The 17489-nt window shown below is 62.7% G+C and carries 18 protein-coding genes; 10 read left to right on the plus strand and 8 right to left on the minus strand.

The genetic code is table 11. The features are described from left to right. Window positions 1–138: 138 nt before the first annotated feature. Window positions 139–2502 (plus strand): TonB-dependent receptor, encoded by a 2364-nt coding sequence (locus tag X907_RS01765; RefSeq protein WP_127565348.1) that lies wholly within the window; start codon window positions 139–141, stop codon window positions 2500–2502. A gap of 137 nt (window positions 2503–2639) precedes the next feature. Further along, window positions 2640–4355 (plus strand): alkaline phosphatase D family protein, encoded by a 1716-nt coding sequence (locus tag X907_RS01770; RefSeq protein ID WP_127565349.1) that lies wholly within the window; start codon window positions 2640–2642, stop codon window positions 4353–4355. A gap of 54 nt (window positions 4356–4409) precedes the next feature. On the opposite strand, the gene X907_RS01775 is transcribed toward X907_RS01770, so the two are convergent. Together X907_RS01775 and folE are read right to left on the minus strand one after the other, a co-directional pair. Further along, window positions 4410–4811, minus strand: a complete 402-nt coding sequence (locus X907_RS01775; RefSeq protein ID WP_127565350.1) for a DUF4168 domain-containing protein — start codon at window positions 4809–4811, stop codon at window positions 4410–4412. Between the two features lie 351 nt (window positions 4812–5162). Further along, window positions 5163–5798, minus strand: a complete 636-nt coding sequence (folE, locus tag X907_RS01780; RefSeq protein WP_127565351.1) for a GTP cyclohydrolase I FolE — start codon at window positions 5796–5798, stop codon at window positions 5163–5165. Between the two features lie 325 nt (window positions 5799–6123). Here folE and cysS point away from each other — a divergent pair, with 325 nt between their 5' ends. The 4 genes from cysS to X907_RS01800 all read left to right on the plus strand — a co-directional run bounded on the left by cysS (window position 6124) and on the right by X907_RS01800 (window position 9266). Further along, window positions 6124–7521 (plus strand): cysteine--tRNA ligase, encoded by a 1398-nt coding sequence (gene cysS / locus X907_RS01785; protein ID WP_127565352.1) that lies wholly within the window; start codon window positions 6124–6126, stop codon window positions 7519–7521. 8 nt (window positions 7522–7529) lie between these two features. After that, window positions 7530–7967, plus strand: coding sequence for an iron-sulfur cluster assembly scaffold protein (locus tag X907_RS01790; RefSeq protein WP_233352477.1), 438 nt, complete (start codon window positions 7530–7532; stop codon window positions 7965–7967). Window positions 7968–7976: 9 nt separating this feature from the next. Next, window positions 7977–8297, plus strand: coding sequence for a membrane protein insertion efficiency factor YidD (yidD, locus tag X907_RS01795; RefSeq protein WP_127565354.1), 321 nt, complete (start codon window positions 7977–7979; stop codon window positions 8295–8297). 63 nt (window positions 8298–8360) lie between these two features. Then, entirely contained in the window at window positions 8361–9266 is a 906-nt protein-coding gene (locus X907_RS01800) for a glycosyltransferase family 2 protein (RefSeq protein ID WP_170175418.1), read from the plus strand. On the opposite strand, the gene X907_RS01805 is transcribed toward X907_RS01800, so the two are convergent. Together X907_RS01805 and X907_RS01810 are read right to left on the minus strand one after the other, a co-directional pair. Then, the gene (locus tag X907_RS01805; protein WP_127565356.1) at window positions 9263–10177 is read right to left on the minus strand and encodes a hydroxymethylglutaryl-CoA lyase; all 915 of its coding nucleotides are present in this window, start codon (window positions 10175–10177) and stop codon (window positions 9263–9265) included. The genes X907_RS01800 and X907_RS01805 overlap by 4 nt on opposite strands. A gap of 7 nt (window positions 10178–10184) precedes the next feature. Next, window positions 10185–11885: an ArnT family glycosyltransferase gene (locus X907_RS01810; RefSeq protein ID WP_170175419.1), complete on the minus strand. Its 1701-nt coding sequence runs from the start codon at window positions 11883–11885 to the stop codon at window positions 10185–10187. Between the two features lie 127 nt (window positions 11886–12012). Between X907_RS01810 and X907_RS01815 the strand changes: the two genes are divergently transcribed. After that, the gene (locus X907_RS01815; protein WP_127565358.1) at window positions 12013–12747 is read left to right on the plus strand and encodes a glycosyltransferase family 2 protein; all 735 of its coding nucleotides are present in this window, start codon (window positions 12013–12015) and stop codon (window positions 12745–12747) included. 123 nt (window positions 12748–12870) lie between these two features. After that, a complete protein-coding gene (locus X907_RS01820) occupies window positions 12871–13284 on the plus strand; it encodes a hypothetical protein (protein WP_127565359.1) in 414 nt (137 codons plus the stop codon). A 140-nt stretch (window positions 13285–13424) separates the two neighbouring features. On the opposite strand, the gene X907_RS01825 is transcribed toward X907_RS01820, so the two are convergent. Both X907_RS01825 and phaR read right to left on the minus strand, forming a co-directional pair. Further along, the gene (locus X907_RS01825; RefSeq protein WP_127565360.1) at window positions 13425–13736 is read right to left on the minus strand and encodes a hypothetical protein; all 312 of its coding nucleotides are present in this window, start codon (window positions 13734–13736) and stop codon (window positions 13425–13427) included. A gap of 184 nt (window positions 13737–13920) precedes the next feature. Beyond that, window positions 13921–14505 carry a polyhydroxyalkanoate synthesis repressor PhaR gene (gene phaR, locus X907_RS01830; protein WP_233352478.1) on the minus strand — a complete coding sequence of 195 codons (585 nt, stop codon included), beginning with the start codon at window positions 14503–14505 and terminating at the stop codon, window positions 13921–13923. 196 nt (window positions 14506–14701) lie between these two features. On the opposite strand from phaR, the gene phbB reads away from it, so the two are divergent. Together phbB and X907_RS01840 are read left to right on the plus strand one after the other, a co-directional pair. Beyond that, window positions 14702–15424 carry a beta-ketoacyl-ACP reductase gene (phbB, locus tag X907_RS01835; RefSeq protein ID WP_127565362.1) on the plus strand — a complete coding sequence of 241 codons (723 nt, stop codon included), beginning with the start codon at window positions 14702–14704 and terminating at the stop codon, window positions 15422–15424. Between the two features lie 91 nt (window positions 15425–15515). Then, window positions 15516–16241, plus strand: a complete 726-nt coding sequence (locus X907_RS01840) for a DUF4908 domain-containing protein (protein WP_170175420.1) — start codon at window positions 15516–15518, stop codon at window positions 16239–16241. Window positions 16242–16255: 14 nt separating this feature from the next. Here X907_RS01840 and X907_RS01845 read toward each other — a convergent pair whose 3' ends face one another. Together X907_RS01845 and gloB are read right to left on the minus strand one after the other, a co-directional pair. Next, window positions 16256–16711 carry a cupin domain-containing protein gene (locus X907_RS01845; protein WP_127565364.1) on the minus strand — a complete coding sequence of 152 codons (456 nt, stop codon included), beginning with the start codon at window positions 16709–16711 and terminating at the stop codon, window positions 16256–16258. Beyond that, a complete protein-coding gene (gene gloB, locus X907_RS01850; RefSeq protein ID WP_127565365.1) occupies window positions 16711–17475 on the minus strand; it encodes a hydroxyacylglutathione hydrolase in 765 nt (254 codons plus the stop codon). Before gloB ends, X907_RS01845 begins: the two co-directional genes overlap by 1 nt. Window positions 17476–17489: the final 14 nt, after the last annotated feature.

The raw sequence follows: 17489 nt of genomic DNA on the forward strand, positions 1-17489 counted from the left end.
GTGCAACGCGTCAGTGTAATGCTGCAGCGCGTCAAAGTTCTGTAACATGAATGAAGCGTGCCCGTCACATTAGCGGCGTAGCAGCGGTCCCTCGACGCGGCAAGTGTGCCGCACGCTTTGGGCGAGGGAGCCATTATCATGATCCGCAAGTCAATCCTCATGTCTGCCGTCGCACTGGGTGCGGTATCGGCCCCGGCCTTTGCCGAGCTGAACGAGACGGCGCAGCCGGTTGAAGTGATCCGCGTGACGACGCAGTTCCGTGAGCAGTCCCTCGCCGAAGTGCCGGTAAACGTCACCGCCTTCAATGCCGAGCTGATCGACCGGCTCGACATCCGCAATCTGGAAGATATGGCCGCGTTCACGCCGGGCCTGGTGGTGCAGGAGCAGAGCCCGAACAATACCGGTTATTCGCTGCGCGGCATCACCACAGATAGCGGCGATACCTATGCGGAATCGCGCGTGGCGATCTTCCAGGACGGCATCTCGATCACCCGTTCGCGCGGTTCCTATGTCGAGCTGTTCGACATGGAGCGCATCGAGGTAGCCAAAGGCCCGCAGCCGACCCTGTTCGGGCGCGGCGCGCTCATTGGCGGCATCAACCTGATCCAGAACAAGGCCGAGGATGATTTCTCCGCATCGGCTTTTGCCGGAATTGGCAATTATGACCAGCGCGAGGTCGGTGGCCACGTCAATTACGGGCTTGGCGACGGGCTGGGCCTGCGTCTGGCCGGTGTACACCGCAGCCGTGACGGCCATATCGACAATCTGCTGGGCGGCACGCTGCAGGGCCGCGATGTCAGCGCGGTGCGCGGTGTATTCTCCGCCCGCCTGGATAACGGGTTCAGCTTCGACCTGATCGGCAATTATCAGGAAGACAATGGTCCGGGCACCTCGTTCAAGTCCGGCGTACTGCCGACCCCGGGCGGTGATACCAGCCCGTACACGTCAGCTGCGCTCTTCACCTTCCCCGGTTTTGAAAACGATCAGGGCCTTGGCCTGGAGCGTACGGTCTGGGGCGTGACGGCACTCGCAGAATACGCCCTGAGCGATGCCTGGACGCTCAGCTCGATCACCGGCTACCGCCAGTTTGACTCCCGCGAAGTGTTCGACCCGATCGGGGCGGGCCTTGATCTCATCAACCTTGCCGAGGATGCGCGCGGGCGCCAGTCCAGCCAGGAATTCCGCCTGACTTATGATGCCGGTGACCGCGTGGCCGCCGTGATCGGGGGCACCTGGTTCTACGAATCCGGTACCCAGCGCATCCCGCTCATCGTCAATGAGGCGCGTGCTCAGGCTCTTCTGCTGCAGACCCCCGCTGTTCAGGCCCAGTTTGCCCAGCAGCTGGGTGTTCCCACCGCGGCGCTCTTCCCGACGCTGAGCTTCCTGCTGGGTGTGCCTGCAAGCGACTTCACCAATATCTTCAACCCGTTCCCGCTGTCGATTGGCGGCACGCTGGCGGCCGGCGTTCCCGTGCCGCTCGGCCTTTACCAGGAAGAAGCCGCCAATTCGGGCCGCACCGAGGCGTTTGATCTGTTCGGCGAGATCACGCTGCGCGCCACGGACCGGCTCAGCATCACCGCCGGTCTGCGCTATACCGACGAAAGCAAGCACACGTCGGGTTATGGCGGCTTCGTCAACGCACCGAACCTGATCGTGGGCGGTCGCGCCCTGCTCCTGCCGGGCACGCCCAATGGCGAGGTGGTCAGTCAGTCAGCCAGCTTCAACGACGTGACCTGGCGCGTGGTGGCGGCCTATGAGGTCAATGACCGGCTGAACACCTGGGTGTCCTACGCGCGCGGGCGCCGTCCTGACGTTCTGGCGCTGGACACGACCGCTCCGGGCTTCTTCTCCATTGCACCAGCCGAGATCGTGGACTCGCTTGAAGCCGGCGCCTTTCTGACGCTGGACCGCGGCACCGTTTCCGGCTCCATCTTCCGGTCGGAATACGAGAACTTCCAGTCCAGCCAGTTCGATCCGTTTGACGGTTCGCTGGTGCCGACGAATGCCGGTGAAGCCACCCAGTACGGCCTCGAACTTCAGGCCAATTACGCGATCACCGACGCGATCGAGGTCTACACCACCTACGCCTACAACCTGGCCAAGATCAACGACACGCTGGGCGGGGCGCCGCAGGAGTTTGGCGGCAACCGTTTCCGCTACGCGCCTGAGCACGCTGTATCCATCGGTGTGCGCGCCGAGCTGTTCTCTAATGAAATGGGTACGCTCAGCCTGCTTCCGGCCTATAGCTGGCAGTCCCACATCTTCTTCGATGAGGACAATCAGCGCTTTGCCGGTGTGCGTCAGGACTCCTACGGCCTCTTGCGTGCCCGTCTGCGCTTTGAAAGCGCCGACATGCGCTGGTATGGCGAGGCCTTCGGCAACAACCTCACCGATGAGCAGTATCTCATCGATGCCGGCAATACCGGGGCGACATTTGGCCTGCCGACCTTCATTGCCGGTTCGCCGCGCACCTATGGCGTCCGTCTGGGCGTAAACTTCTAAGCAGCACACGGCCGGGGGGCGGTGCAAAGAGGGCCGGGCCACTGCTTGAAAGAGCAAAGGGTCCGGCCCTTTTTCTTGTGCCTGTCACATTGGGCGGGCATCTTCGCTGACAGACAAATCAGGGTAAGGGCAGGATCATGGTCAAACGTATCGATCTGACGCGCAGGGGCGCGCTTCTGGCGGCGGCGGGTGTGGGGGCGGGCCTTGCTGCCTGTTCACAGGAAGCGCCGCGCTTTGATCCGCTGCCCGCCCCTGAGGGTCCGTTCAAGCACGGCGTAGCATCCGGCGACCCCGATCAGACCAGCTTTATGGTCTGGACCGCCGTCACGGCTGATGGCGATGTCCGCGCCACGCTGGAAGTGGCTACGGACGAAAGTTTCAACACGGTTGTGGAACGCCGCGAAATCAGTCCGCGCGAGGGCGTGATCGCCATTGATGGCGCACTGCCGGTCAAGGCCCTGGTTGAGGGGCTGGAGCCGGGACGGGTGTATTTCTACCGCTTCCGTCACGGTGATGAGGTGTCCCCGGTGGGCCGCACCCGTACGCTTCCCGAGGCCGGTGTCGACCGTTTCCGTATCGCGGCCTTTTCCTGCTCGAACTATCCGTTCGGCTTTTTCAATGCCTACCGCGATGCCGCCGACCAGGGCGATTTCGATCTCGTGGTGCATCTGGGCGACTACATCTACGAGTACGGTTATGGCGGGTACGGGACTGCCGACGCGGAGCGCCTGTCGCGCATGCCTGACCCCATGCATGAAATCCTCACCGAGGAAGACTATGCCCGCCGTCATGCACTCTACTGCTCCGACCCTGACCTGCAGGCGCTCAAAGCGAGCGCGCCATGGATCCTGATCTGGGACGATCACGAAACGGCCAACGATGCCTGGCGCCATGGCGCGGAGAACCATGATCCCGAGACGGAAGGTGATTGGGCCACCCGCCGGGACAATGCGCTGCGCGCCTGGCATGACTGGCTGCCGGTGCGCGAGGCCGAACCGCTCAAAGCGCGCTATGGCGCGGTGGAAATCGGTGATCTCGCAACGCTGATCTTTGTGGAAACCCGTCTGACGGCACGCTCGGAGGAGCTGACCCTCGACACCTTCCCGATCCCTGTGGAATCCGATCCCGAAGACCCTGAAAACAGGGAAGCCGTGCAGCGCTGGCGCGATGAGGTTATCGGGGATCCCGAACGCCGCCTGATCGATGACGAACAGCGCGCCATGATTGGCGGGGCACTGAACGCGTCCGTGCAGGCGGGCAAGCCGTGGCGTATCATCGCCAACCAGGTGCTGATGGGGCGCCTCGAAGCGCCCAACTACCTCACCCAGACACCGTTCTGGCTGCGTACCTATATGCGCCTGCAGGGCGGGTTCAACTGGCATTTCGCCCAGCGGACCGCGCACGGCGTGCCGCTCAATCTGGACAGCTGGGACGGATTTCCGGCGGACCGGGAGCGCCTCTATCAGACGGTGCGTGATGCGGGTGCCGACATCGTCGTGCTGACCGGGGACACCCATAACACCTGGGTCAATGATCTGCATGACGCGCAAGGAAACCGGGTCGGCACCGAGTTTGGCGTCACTTCCGTAACCAGCCCCTCGCCCTTTGAAACGGTGAATGCGCCGGGCGTCGATTTCGGCACGATGGCTGAGGACCGCAACGCGGAAATCCTGCGCAATAATGCCTGGGACAAGGGCTATACCCGCCTGACCCTGACGCGCGATGAGCTGATTGCCGAGCAAATGATCCTGTCCACCATCAAGGATCGCGAGTTCTCGATCCGCCCTGATAGTGTCTGGCGCGTCCGCCCGGCCAATGGCGGGCCGGTGCAGCAGGTAGAACGGCTGGGCTGAAACGAAAACGGGCGGCCCTGAAGGCCGCCCGCCGGTCGTCTCAAACAGGCCTGTCTATTGAGGCTGTCCCATCGCGGCTTCGGCCTGCGCATTGATGCGCGCGGCCAGTTCGGGGTCGCTCTGCGAGCCCGCCGCGATAGCGGTGTATTCTTCGACGCTCAGGCCGCTCTGCTCGACTGCGGCGTGCAGCTCAACCTGGGCTTCCTGCTGGACAGCCATGGCAGCTTCCTCATTCTCCGCCGCGTCCAGCTGGGGCTGATAGGTCTGGATAATCATGTTCACACTCTGGACCGCGGCGATATACGAACCAATCTGCTCGTCGGTCACGCTGGCGGAGTCAGCCGGGGCGGGCTGCTGCATCGGCGCGGCGCCTTGCTGGGCGAAAGCAGCCGGCACGGAGGCGCCAGCGGCGAGCATGGTGGACGCCAGCACGGCTGTCAGGAATGATTTTTTCATGGGTAAGTCCTTTCCCGGTTGCGGAAAATAAGCGCTGTATTGCGCGTGATATGACGGGAACGTTTCAACAGTAACATCGTTCCTGATGAGTATCACCTCAAATGCTGTAATTCATAAATCTGCTCGTCGGCCGCAGCCATCATTACAAATATGTTATAAATTGATTGCAAGGCTTATTTGCCAGCATTTATATTACTGAACATATGTAGAATTTGATTTATACGCGCATGGATCGGTGTGAAGCCGCCATTGCCTGCGCCAGCGCTGACCTTCCGCAGCCAGCCATGGCGCAGGCATGAAAAAAGCCCGCCGCAGGACGGCGGGCTTTTCACCAATGGCCGGGCTTGACCCTTAGCGCTTGGATTGCTCGCACAGGCGCATGAAGCGCTCGCGCAGTTCCGGATTGGCCTTGAACTCGCCGGTAAAGGTCGTGGTGATGGTGGAGACGTGGGGGTGATGCACACCGCGCGTCGTCATGCACTGGTGCTTGGCGTCCACGAAGATGGCCACACCGCGCGGCGCCATCGCGTCATTGATGGCATCGGCGATCTGGGCGGTCATCGTCTCTTGCGTCTGCAGGCGCTTGGAGAAGGCTTCGACCACTTTGGCGATCTTGGAGATGCCGACGACCGCACGGTCCGGCAGATAGGCGACGCACGCCGTGCCAAGGATCGGGGCCATATGGTGCTCGCAATGGCTCTCCACATCGATATGGGTGAGCATGACCATGTCGTCATAGCCCTGCACATCTTCAAAGCGCTTGCCGAGAATCTTGGCGGGGTCTTCGTGATAGCCGCGGAACCATTCTTCATAGGCCTTGACCACGCGCTTTGGCGTTTCGATCAGGCCTTCACGGCGGGGGTCGTCACCGGCCCAGCGCAGCAGGGTGCGAACGGCCTCTTCGGCCTCCTCGCGGCTGGGGCGCTGAACAGGTTCAAGTATTTCGGCGGCAGAGCCGAGGTCGGTTTTTTTCAAAATCGCGTCCATGAAGGGCGGATCCTTTCGTTGTCGGGTCCCGGCCAATGCCTTGCGGCGTGGCCGGTATAGTGCCGGTTTCCGGATCCAGCGGCGGGGCGGGCTTTTGGAAGGCCCTTGTCACATGCTCCAGCGCCGGGGCTTGCAGTCCGGTGGAAAAGACCATGCTTCTCCGTGGGCTGCCATGCATATATGGCGTCATTTCGCCGTTTCCACTGCGTCATGACGTCTTTTCTTTCTAGCGTGCCTGCTGCGCTGTCACAAGCATGTGAGGCCAGTGTGCTCCGCACACCGCTTTGGGGCTGCGCAAGGCGCGCGCTTGAGCTACATAGCGCTCATGACCGACATATTCCTTTACGACACTGCCAGCCGGAGCCGCCGCCGCTTCGTTCCCGCCAACCGTGAGCGGGTGACGATGTATGTGTGCGGCCCCACAGTGTATGGCCCCGCCCATATCGGCAATTTCCGCCCGGCCGTGGTGTTTGACGTATTGTTCCGCCTGCTGCGCGAGGCCTATGGCGCAGATCATGTGGCCTATGCGCGCAATTTTACTGATGTCGATGACAAGATAAATGCGGCTGCGGCTAGCGAAGGTGTTGATATTTCGGTGATCACCGACCGTTTCACCAAAATCTACCACGCCGACAGCGATGCGCTCGGCATTATGCGGCCCACCTTCGAGCCGACCGCGACCGGACATATGGCCGAGATGATCGCCATGATCTCCGGCCTGATCGAGGCGGGCCACGCTTATGAGGCTGAAGGCCATGTCCTCTTCTCGGTGAAGAGCTATGAGGCCTATGGCAGGCTTTCTGGCCGCTCGCTTGACGAGATGATTGCCGGGGCGCGCGTCGAGGTGGCGCCCTACAAGAAAGATGCGGCTGATTTCGTGCTCTGGAAGCCGTCAAAGCCGGGCGAGCCGGTCTGGGAGGCGCCTTTCGGTGCGGGCCGTCCGGGCTGGCATATCGAGTGCTCGGCGATGATCGCCAAGACGCTGGGCGAGACCATCGACATTCATGGCGGTGGTATCGATCTGGTCTTCCCGCACCATGAAAACGAGGTCGCCCAGTCCGCTTGCGCCCATGGCAAACCGCTGGCCAATTACTGGCTGCATAACGGTTTCCTGTCGATGGACACCGAGAAGATGTCCAAATCGCTCGGCAATGTGATCCGCCCGAGCGAGCTGATCGCGCGCGGCATTCGCGGGGAGGTGATCCGCTATGGCCTGCTGACCGGCCATTACCGCGCCCCGCTGGACTGGAATGACAAGCTGATCGAGCAGAGCCGCAAGGCGCTGGACCGGCTCTATGGCGTGCTGCGCCGCTTGGGCGATGTCGAGGCGGCGGACGTGCCAGTGCCGGCATCCGTGCTTGAGGCGCTGGGCGATGACATCAACACGCCGAAAGCCTTTGCGGCTGTGTTTGAAATCCTCGCCCGTGCCAACAAGGCCGCTTCGCCTGAGGAGAAGTCCACAGCCAAGGGCGAGCTGCTGGCGGCAGGCCGCGTGCTGGGCTTCCCGCGGGAGGAGCCCGACAGCTGGTTTGGGCTCGACAGCATCGATGCGGACCGGCGTGCTGAAATCGATGCCCTGCTCAACGAGCGGCAGGCCGCGCGCGTGGCAAAGGACTTCGCTAAAGCCGACCTGTTGCGCGCGCAGATCGATCTAATGGGCATTCTGGTAGATGATACACCCGAAGGCCCTGTCTGGCGGATGAAGGCGATAGAGGAGGCTTGAGCGCCGCCGTGACGACGCCCGACCCCTATTCGCGGGATGTCATCGCGCTGGCGGCGGCCATCCCGCACCTGAAACGGCTGGACGCGCCACACGTGACCGTGCGCAAGGTCTCGCGCCTGTGCGGATCGCAAGTGACGCTGGACATGAACCTTGCCGATGGCCGCGTCAGCGAGATTGGCTGGGATGTCTCCGCCTGCGCGCTGGGGCAAAGTTCGGCCAGCATTCTGGGCAGCGTCATTATCGGCGCAGACCGGCACTTGCTGGCCGAGGGGCTCGATACGCTCAACGCCCTGCTGAAAGGCACTCCGGTGCCGGACAATAGCCCTTTTCGGGCCCTGCGCGTGCTGGAACCGGCTGCACAATATCCCGCTCGGCATGGCTCCATCCGCCTGGCCTTCGAGGCGGCGTTGGAAGCGTTCGACCGGGCCGCCGCGCGCGAAAGATGAATATCTGTCATGTGTTGTCAGAAAAAAAATGCGCAAACGCCCCAGAAGTGGATTGGAATTGCGGCCATCACGGCCTACAGGTGGACCTTGTCGCCGGTATTTTACGCCTTCGGTGTGCGGTGCCGGCATGAGCCCAGCTGTTCGCTCTATGCCATGGACGCCATCATGGCGCAGGGCCTCTGGCGGGGTTCTTGGCTGGCGCTGGGCCGTATCGGCCGGTGCAGGCCGGGAGGGACGCACGGGTATGATCCGGCGCCGTTAACGCGGACCGGCGTACCCTGGTGGAAAATCTGGGCCTTCCGGGGAACGGATGGACCGGCAATAGAGTAGATCAGCTGTAAAAGCGGCACACGAGGGGCAGTAATGAGTTCGGGGGGGCGCATAAGCGCGGTAATGGTCAGTTACCGGACCGGGCCGGTCCTGTTTGACTCGATCCGCTCGGTCCTGAGCGACCCGGATATTCACGAGCTCGTGCTCGTCAATCACGATAATCCGACCAATGTCACCGTCCGTCTGGATACCATGGCGGCGGCTGAGCCGCGCCTGAATGTGATCCACACAGGGGCCAATCTCGGCTTTGGCCGCGGGTGCAATATCGGCGCGCGGTCAGCGTCGGGTGACTACATATTGCTGCTCAACCCCGATACGCTGATCGCACGCGGCGCTGCCCGTATCATGGTTTCCACGGCGCAGACCCTGCCGCCGGTATCCATTGTCGGCGCCCGCATTCTGAACACGGATGGCACCGAGCAACGCGGCGGCCGCCGGGGTGGCCTAACCTTGATGTCGGCCATGCTCAGCTTTACCGGCCTTGCCCGGATCCTGCCCGGCATTCGTGACTTCCACCGTGAAAACGAGCCTCTCCCCTCCGGCCCGGTGGAGGCTCCGTCCGTATCCGGCGCGGCCATGCTGATGAGCCGCGAGACCTATCGCGCCCTGAAGGGCTTTGACGAACGTTATTTCCTCCATGTGGAGGATATCGATATCTGCGAACGGGCTCGGCGGATGGGCGGCAGAATCGTCTTTGAACCCCGCGCAGCCTTTGTTCATGTCGGCTCGACAAGCTCGGCCAATATCCTCCTTGTCGAGTGGTACAAGGCAAAGGGTCTGAACCTGTTTTTCCGCACCTATTCCGGTCCTGCCGGCCAGCTGGCGCTGGTGGTGGCCGGTCCGCTCATGACAATGGCGCTTCTCGGCCGCGCTCTTCTGATCCGCGTGAATGTGCGCGCTTCGCAGGCCCGTAACCGTGTTCGCGCCCGCCTGCGTCTGGCGCAGCGGCGAAGGAATGCAGGCGACTAGGCCGGCCCGGCTTTCGCCGGAAACGCGCCCGCCTTGGCCAGCGCCGATTGTATCGGGTGTTTGAGGGCGGTTTCTTCCAGCCAGTGCGCAACCGAAATCATCCGGTCCAGATCAATACCGGTGTCAAACCCGGCCCGCTCCAGCATGTAGACAACGTCTTCAGTGGCGACGTTGCCCGTGGCGCGCGGAGCAAACGGGCATCCGCCAATTCCGCCCGCGGACGCATCGATAATGGTGACGCCGTTCTGTACCGCTGCATGGATATTGGCCAGCGCGGTGTTGCGTGTGTTGTGGAAGTGCAGGCGCAGCTTCAGGGATGGCGCAGCGTCGCGCACAATGCGTATCGCGCGCTCCACGTCCCAGGGGGTGGCCACGCCGATCGTGTCGCCCAGCGCAAATTCGACGGCTCCAGCGGCTGCAGCCCGCGCCGCCAGCATACCCAGAATGCCCGGATCGACCTCGCCATCGAACGGATCGCCAAAGGCGACCGAAACCGTAGCCGAGAGCGGGATGCGCGCATCATGCGCCAGCACCGCAATCCGGTCGAGAAGGTCGGCGGTTTCCTCCGGCGTGGCGTTCTGGTTGGCCTTGCCAAAGCCTTCAGATGCCACCAGCACATAGTTGATCTCGTCGCAGCGCGCTTCGATCGCCCGGCGCATGCCGCGCTCATTCAGGGCCAGGCCGATATAGGAAACGTCCTTGTCACGGGGTACGGCGTCCATGATTTCGGCAGAATCGGCCATGGCAGGGACAAGCTTCGGATTGACGAAGCTGGCCGCCTCCATGCGCGTCACGCCGGCCTCTACCAGCCGGCCGATAAATTCCAGCTTTACCGGCGTGGTCAGCAAGGTCTTGTCGTTCTGCAGCCCGTCGCGCGGTCCAACTTCAACAATGTCGATCTTCCGGCTCATGGCCCGATCAGCTCCTGACAGCAGCGCAATCGCCCGTGCGGGCGATCAGCAGGGATGTGGCGCGTCCGCGCGAATAGTTGAAGCCCTCAATCTCACGTACACCACACGCGTTCGCGCGAAGCGCATCAAGGAAGCTGGCGGCAACGGACGCCGGCTCGTCTTCCTGCGGGAGGCGCGACAGGTCGATGATCAGGAGCTGTTCGGCAGAGAAGTCGCCGGACAGGGCGGCGAGTGCCGGAAAATCCATCAGATCGGTATCGCTGCGCAGGGCGAAAGCAAGGCTCGGCTCGGTATAGCTGGAGCGGATCACGGTCTGCAGGCTGAGCCAGTCCTGCGCATGAACAAGGGCGGCGGCATCGCGCGAGGGAAATAGATTCGTCTGCGGCGCGATGATCCCGCGCCCGGCCGTCTGCCAGACCAGCCCGGCCAGCACTGCGCACAGCACAGCCGGGCCTGTTCGTGAGCGCGTAGCCAGCACGATGGCGCCGATCGCTGCGGCGATGATCATTACCGCCAGCACCGACGCCAGGACAACGGGCCCGTTATACTGATGGCTGAGAAGGAAGAGAATTGCGCCAAGGAGCAGGCTGGCGGCGACCATCAGCCCTGCCCCGAGCCACCGCCAGAGCGCCGGTGTTGCCTGCCACGCAAGGACGCCCCAGGCAGCGAAGATGGCAAGGGCAGGGTAGGCAGGCAGCACGTAGTGCGGCAGCTTTGTCGGCAGGAGCTCGAACACGATCCAGAAGGGGATGCTCATCACGATGAGCATGCGCGCGGCCGCAGCGTGCTCACCGCCGGAACGTATGGCGGAAATGCCAGCGCGAAGCCCCGCCGGCAGGAAGAGTATGGCCGGGAAGAAGAGAAAGCTTAGCAAAAGGATGTGATAGCCCGGTAATCCGCCATGGCTTTCATGGCCGGTGACGAGCTTGGGTCCCAGATCATCGCCGAGCGCTTCACGCAGGAAATCGCCGCCGGTGGCAATCTGCACCGAGATCAGCCAGGGCAGAAGGATCAGCGTTGCCAGCACAGGGCCGGGCCAGAAGGCGAGTGGCCGCAGCCAGTTCCAGCGCTGCTCCCACAACGCCAGCCCGATGGCCGCCAGCGCCACAGCCATCGGCGTCACCGGCCCTTTGACCAGCGCGCCGAGCGCCATCAGCACCCAGAGCGCGACCGCCCAGCGCTTTGCTGCTTCTGGCGGGCCGGTTCTCAGCCGAATGAGCGCATAGAGCGCCCAGATGGTGAGCCCTGCCAGCATGGCGTCGGTCTTGGCGATGCCACTTTCAATCCCCAAAAGCACGCTGGCGCCCAGCAGAACGCCGGCGTAAAGGCCCGCCGGATGCCCCAGCAGCCTGTTGCCTAGCGCCAGGGTGCCAAGCGCGGCAAGAACAGCGCCTAGCGTTGATGCGAGCCGCCAGGCCCAGATCTGGCGGTTCTCAAGCGCGCCGCTAATGGCTTCGCCCGCGGAGACCGTGGCCAGCTGTATCCAGTGAATGCCGACCGGCTTCTTGTTGCGGTCTTCATCCAGAAAACTGATGCGCACCCAATCGCCGGTTTCGAGCATTTGCGCTGTTGCCTGGGCAAAGCGGGCCTCGTCCCTGTCGAGAGCAGGCAGGGAAAAAACGCCGGCCATCGATGCGGCAAGCGTCACGGCCACAACGATCAGCCAGCCTGGGCGCTGCTGCATCACAGTGCGGACAAGGCGCATCATCTCGGCCCCATAACGGCGTTGCACAATGTAGCCCATTGCATATTCACGCTGGCATGGGCCCGGCTATTGGGTATGTATCGGGTTGGAAGTTGCCGCAAGGCTTGCGGCCGAATGAAGGTGTAATCTGATGTCATCGCTTGCCCCTGCCGTTTCTGTCGTGGTCCCCATGCATAATGAGGAAGGCAATGCTGGCGCGCTCGTGCGCGAGATCGCAGCAGCGCTTGCCGGACAGGCGTTCGAGATTGTCGCTGTAAACGATGCCAGCAAGGATGGCACGCTGGCCGAGCTGCAGGCCGTCAAGGCGGAGGTGGCACAATTGCGCATCGTCAGCCACCGCAATAATGCAGGCCAGTCACGTGCGGTCCGCACCGGCTTCATGATGGCCCGCGCGCCGGTTGTCTGCACGCTTGACGGGGATGGACAGAACCCGCCTGCGGATCTGCCTGCCCTCATAGCGCAGCTTACCCGGGATGGCGCTCCCGGAGCGCTCGCCATGGTAGGCGGCGAGCGCGTGGGGCGGCAGGACAGCGCCTGGAAGAAATTCGCGTCGCGCGTCGGCAATGGCATCCGCAAGCGGCTTCTCAATGACGAGGCGAAGGACACAGGCTGTGGCATCAAGGCGATGCGCCGTGAGGCGTATCTGGCTCTGCCCTATTTCGATCACCAGCATCGCTTCCTGCCGGCGCTAATGAAGCGCGAGGGCTATATTGTGGAATTTCACCCCGTAAGCCACAGGCCGCGCACGGCAGGCACATCAAAATACACGAATATTGGACGTCTTTTCGCCTCGATCAGTGACATAATGGGGGTGATGTGGCTCAATAGCCGCTCCAGGCAAACGGGGGGATGGGAGGAATCCTGAAGTCCCGGAACGCCAAAGGTGAGGAGTATCGCCATGGCAACTGGCGCAGGTAGCGGTGTATTCATGGGCGTAGAAGCGGCACGCCGCCGGAGACGGGGCGGCCCGGTGAGGAGGGGGCTTTCCATGTTTAGCATATTTCCGAAGCTGATTATTCCGATGGTGATCTATGCCATCATCGCTTTTATCGGCGGGGCAGATACGGTGGCAGCGCGGCTTGCTGACCCGCTGTTCGAGATAGGCATGATGTCTGGCGCCACATGGGGGCTGACGCCGGGCGACCTGATCCTGATGCTGGCCCTGCTGTTCCTGTTCGTTGAGATGGTGAAATCGTCAGACACGGGCACGGCGTCCATCATCAATCACGGCATGTCCATGCTGGTGTTCGTTATCGGGCTGGTGCTGTTCCTTCTGGTCGGCCAGTTCGCCACCTCGGTCTTCTTCCTGCTGGTGCTGATGGCCCTGCTGGATACGGTGGCCGGCTTCATCGTCACCATTGTTGCGGCGCGCCGCGACCTTGCAGTAGGTGGCGACGTCTGAGCCAGGGGCTGAGACGTCAAGGCAAGCGGGCCGCTCCTGTACCGGGAGCGGCCTTTTTGCTGCCGTTCAAAGGACGAGAAAGAAGACGCTGACGGCCAGAAGTGCGTCAGCCGCGCGCAGCAATAGCGGCTCGGTCCGGTTCATGCCCGGCGCTCCATGCGCGGGGCTTGCGGGGCAGGTGTAGCGGCCGCGCCGGCATAGCTCGCCCGGTAGCGCCGCCGCTCGGTCTCGTCGGCACGCAGCCCCCGGCGCTGCGAGGTGTGCAGCACTGGCACCCAACCGCTACCCGCCAGCGCCACTGCGTGACCTGAAACCATGCGCGCTGAAGCCACGGCCGGAGACGCCACCGGCGCAAGCGTTTCCGGGCGTGTCCGCGCGGTAGCGTCATCATTGCGGACAATGATGGCCGGGGGCGGGAAGGCGCCGGATACGGGTGTGACGGGTTCGCTCATGCGCAATGTCTGCGCAAGAACGGGGCCAGCCTTTACCCTTCGTAAACCTTTGTAAAAGGCCGGTTAACCGTGTCCAGCGAGCCGTTCTGGCGCACCCTGGCCCGGTAGCCGGTCAGTTGGTGTTCCTTAATGAAACACTAACGCCGCAACGCGTGCTGCCCGCCGTACATATAGCCGCTAGCCGCTAGCCGCCTGCCAGCTTGTCCAGCTTGGCGCGCATCGCCTCCAGCTCGTCACGCAGGGCTTTGACATCATCACTCTTGTCCCTGGCGGCAGGGGCTGGCGTGCCGCTATCCTGCTGGCCTGCGGCATTGAACGGGCTGAACACTTTCATGGCCTGCTCGAACATGGCCATGTTGCGCCGCGTCTGTTCTTCCAGAAGCGCCATCGAGCTTGCCGGTGAGCTCATGGCGCCTGTCATTTTCTCACGCAGCTCGTCCTGCTGGCGCATCAGCCCTTCCATCGACATTTTCAGATAGCCGGGGACAAAAGCCTGCATGGAGTCTCCGTAAAACCCGATCAGCTGGCGAAGGAATTCAACCGGCAGAAGATTGGCGCCCTTGGCCTCTTCCTCGAAAATGATCTGGGCGAGAACCCCGCGGGTCAGGTCTTCGCCGGTCTTGGCGTCGACGACCTCAAACTCCGCATTCTCTTTTACGAGGTCGCGCAAATGGTCGAGGGTCACGTACCGGCTGGCGGACGTGTCGTAGAGGCGGCGGTTTGCGTATTTCTTGATTGTGATCTTGCCGGACTTGGAATGTGCGCTCACGCTATGTCTCCCCCTGGGTTTGTTGCGCCGCATCGTTTTCTCGTGCGGTGTCAGATTCTGACGCGAACGCCCTCGACAACAAGCGGATTCGCGTTAAGAAAGACCATCGCGCGGTATGCGTCATGCTGCAAGCATGCTGCGCTTTTGCTGCGCACAATAGACGGCTCCGATCAAGAGGGCCATAGGGAGGGACTTCATGGCACGCACCGCTCTGGTGACCGGAGGAACGCGCGGCATCGGCAAGGCCATCTGCATCGCGTTGAAGGAGGCCGGGTATACGGTCGCGGCCAACTACGCGGGCAATGATACTGCAGCGGAAGCGTTCAGCAAGGAAACCGGGATTGCCGCCTATAAATGGTCGGTAGCCGATTATGAGGCTTGCGTGGCGGGTATTGGCCGGGTCGAGCTGGCTCATGGTCCGGTCGACATTCTCGTCAACAATGCCGGGATTACGCGCGATGCGCCCTTTCACAAGATGACCCCGCAGCAATGGCGCGATGTGATCGAGACCAATCTCTCCGGGGTCTTCAACATGACCCACCCCGTCTGGAACGGGATGCGCGAGCGCGGCTTTGGCCGCATCATCACCATTTCCTCGATCAATGGACAGAAAGGCCAGTTTGCGCAGGCCAATTATTCTGCTGCCAAGGCCGGTGACATTGGTTTTACCAAGGCTCTGGCCCAGGAAGGCGCCCGCAAGGGGATTACGGTCAACGCCATATGTCCGGGCTATATCGCCACCGACATGGTCATGGCCGTGCCGGAAAAGGTGCGTGAACAGATCATCGAGACCATCCCTGTCGGGCGGCTGGGCGAGCCGGAGGAAATAGCGCGCTGCGTGGCCTTTCTTGCGTCTGATCAAGCCGGTTTCATAACCGGCGCAACACTGACGGCCAATGGCGGCCAGTATCTGGTCTGAAGAGTCGACACCGCAAGAAAACGCGTCAAGGAATTGGCAAGGGGGCAGTTTCGCCGCGAAACTGCCCCTTTTTGCAGAGAGATTGTCGGCCATGAGCAGGGGAATCATCGCCCTTATGCTTGCTGTCGCCGGGGCTTGGGCGGCTTTGGCAAGCGACGGGCTTGGCCAGCAAAATCCGTTCTCGCGCCTGACGGGCCGGGAACAGCCGATTGAAGCATCCGCAGTCTGGTACGAGCGGGCTGATCGCCGTGGACGGCTGGTGCTCGACCGTTCTTCGGTGCCTGCCCTGCTCTGGCAGGAAGGCACGGCGGAAGTTCATGCCGTCTACTCCAACCGGGCTTCCGGCGGAGGCGAGGTTCTGCTCACCGATACAGACCGTGCGATTTTGCGGCTATCCAATCTGGGCGGCGCGACCTTTTTCCCGCCCGATGCCCCTGACGGTGTCATTGTCGAGCTGATCGGTCCGGCGCATACGCTGGTGGCACCGCCCGTGAGTGCAGCAGAATTACAGCGGGCCGCGCGCGATCTGGCTGATTCAGTGACGCGTATAAACCGCAACCAGGTCACGGTAGAGGTTCCCTCGCTCGGCCCATCCGACAACGCCTATCTGGCTGATACGCTGCGTCTGGCCCAGCTGGGCATTGACCGTGCCAATCGCCGGGCCTTGCGGGACCTGCAGTCTGTCCGGGTGCAGACCGGATCGCGTCCCGGCGCGGTCTATTCCGGGGGCACGCTGGAAATCACGATTGCGGCGGGGCGGGGCTATGCCGGCCGCCCCTCCTCGGAATTCATCAGGCGCGCGCTTGATCGCCGCTAGGCGTCAAGCAGCCACTAACGCGCATTGTGTAGTCCGGGCCGCCAGTGCGCAGGCGCCAGTTCAAAGCCGGAAAATTCAAAGCCCGGCGCCACCACGCAGCTGACAAGTGTCCAGGCGCCAAGGCTCTCGGCGGTCTGCCAATGACCTGCCGGGACTACGGCCTGCGGCCGCTCGCCCGACCGGAGATCAGCACCAAGGCGCAGGCTGCGGGCCTCCACACCATCGGCCGACAGGGTCATTACCAGCGGCGCACCCGCATGCCAGAGCCAGACCTCGCTGGCGTCCACACAGTGCCAGGCCGACACCTCGTCGGCGGCCAGCAGGAAATAGATGGCGGTGGAATGCGCCCGCCCGCCGGAGCTGTCCTTGTCCCGGAAAGTTTCGGCATACCAGCCGCCTTCGGGATGCTTCTGCATGGAAAGCATGCGAATGATCTCGTTCGCGCCGAGATCGCCACTGATCGACTTCATCAGAACTGGTCCTTTGCGCTGCGCACCGCCGCATAAACATCGGCATCACTGGCGGCTTCAAGGCCCAGCCGGCCGCGCAAGCCCGGATCATCCCAGCGCAGGAAGGGATTGGTCTGCTTTTCACGACCGAGGGGGAAGGGCGCGGTGGGCTTACCGGCTTTTCGCGCCGCTTCCACCTCGGCGCTGTAGGACTTCAGCGCAGCATTGTCCGGGTCGATACTCAGCGCGAAGCGGGCATTGGCAGCCGTGTATTCATGGGCGCAATAAACCGTAGCCGTATCGGGCAGCGCACGTAGCCGGGCAAGGCCTGCCTGTGCCTGCTGCGGCGTGCCTTCAAACAGGCGTCCGCAGCCCAGCGCGAACAGCGCATCACCGCTGAACAGAACATTTTCGCTCTCAAACCAGTAGGCGATGTGGCCGAGCGTATGCCCGCCAGTGTCGATCACCTCGGCCTCCAGCGCACCGAGCCGGATCCGGTCACCGGGTGACACGCGCGTGTCCACATGACCGATCTTGTCCGCTTCTGCAGCCGGAGCGGTGATGCGGGCACCAAACTGCTGTGCAATATCGGCATTGCCGCCGGTATGGTCCCAATGGTGATGGGTGTTCCAGATCTGGTGGATGTGCCAGCCGGCCAGCTCGGCCTCCGCGATGAGGGCCTTGCCGTCCGGCGTGTCGATGCTGGCTGTCTGCCCGGTTTCACTGCACCGGATCAGAAAGCCGTAATTATCGTCCAGACAGGCGATCTGGCGGATTTCGAGCATGGGCTGGCTCCTCC

Source organism: Glycocaulis alkaliphilus, from assembly GCF_004000605.1.
In the GTDB taxonomy this organism is placed as follows: domain Bacteria; phylum Pseudomonadota; class Alphaproteobacteria; order Caulobacterales; family Maricaulaceae; genus Glycocaulis; species Glycocaulis alkaliphilus.

What these genes read in the sequence shown, in the direction of transcription:
- X907_RS01810 (WP_170175419.1), bottom strand. Translation starts at nt 11,885, where the DNA reads ATGATGCGCCTTGTCCGCACTGTGATGCAGCAGCGCCCAGGCTGGCTG.
- folE (WP_127565351.1), bottom strand. Translation starts at nt 5,798, where the DNA reads ATGGACGCGATTTTGAAAAAAACCGACCTCGGCTCTGCCGCCGAAATA.
- X907_RS01765 (WP_127565348.1), top strand. Translation starts at nt 139, where the DNA reads ATGATCCGCAAGTCAATCCTCATGTCTGCCGTCGCACTGGGTGCGGTA.
- X907_RS01845 (WP_127565364.1), bottom strand. Translation starts at nt 16,711, where the DNA reads ATGAAGTCGATCAGTGGCGATCTCGGCGCGAACGAGATCATTCGCATG.
- cysS (WP_127565352.1), top strand. Translation starts at nt 6,124, where the DNA reads ATGACCGACATATTCCTTTACGACACTGCCAGCCGGAGCCGCCGCCGC.
- yidD (WP_127565354.1), top strand. Translation starts at nt 7,977, where the DNA reads ATGTGTTGTCAGAAAAAAAATGCGCAAACGCCCCAGAAGTGGATTGGA.
- X907_RS01825 (WP_127565360.1), bottom strand. Translation starts at nt 13,736, where the DNA reads ATGAGCGAACCCGTCACACCCGTATCCGGCGCCTTCCCGCCCCCGGCC.
- X907_RS01805 (WP_127565356.1), bottom strand. Translation starts at nt 10,177, where the DNA reads ATGAGCCGGAAGATCGACATTGTTGAAGTTGGACCGCGCGACGGGCTG.
- X907_RS01840 (WP_170175420.1), top strand. Translation starts at nt 15,516, where the DNA reads ATGAGCAGGGGAATCATCGCCCTTATGCTTGCTGTCGCCGGGGCTTGG.
- X907_RS01770 (WP_127565349.1), top strand. Translation starts at nt 2,640, where the DNA reads ATGGTCAAACGTATCGATCTGACGCGCAGGGGCGCGCTTCTGGCGGCG.
- X907_RS01800 (WP_170175418.1), top strand. Translation starts at nt 8,361, where the DNA reads ATGGTCAGTTACCGGACCGGGCCGGTCCTGTTTGACTCGATCCGCTCG.
- X907_RS01815 (WP_127565358.1), top strand. Translation starts at nt 12,013, where the DNA reads ATGTCATCGCTTGCCCCTGCCGTTTCTGTCGTGGTCCCCATGCATAAT.
- phbB (WP_127565362.1), top strand. Translation starts at nt 14,702, where the DNA reads ATGGCACGCACCGCTCTGGTGACCGGAGGAACGCGCGGCATCGGCAAG.
- gloB (WP_127565365.1), bottom strand. Translation starts at nt 17,475, where the DNA reads ATGCTCGAAATCCGCCAGATCGCCTGTCTGGACGATAATTACGGCTTT.
- X907_RS01820 (WP_127565359.1), top strand. Translation starts at nt 12,871, where the DNA reads ATGTTTAGCATATTTCCGAAGCTGATTATTCCGATGGTGATCTATGCC.
- X907_RS01775 (WP_127565350.1), bottom strand. Translation starts at nt 4,811, where the DNA reads ATGAAAAAATCATTCCTGACAGCCGTGCTGGCGTCCACCATGCTCGCC.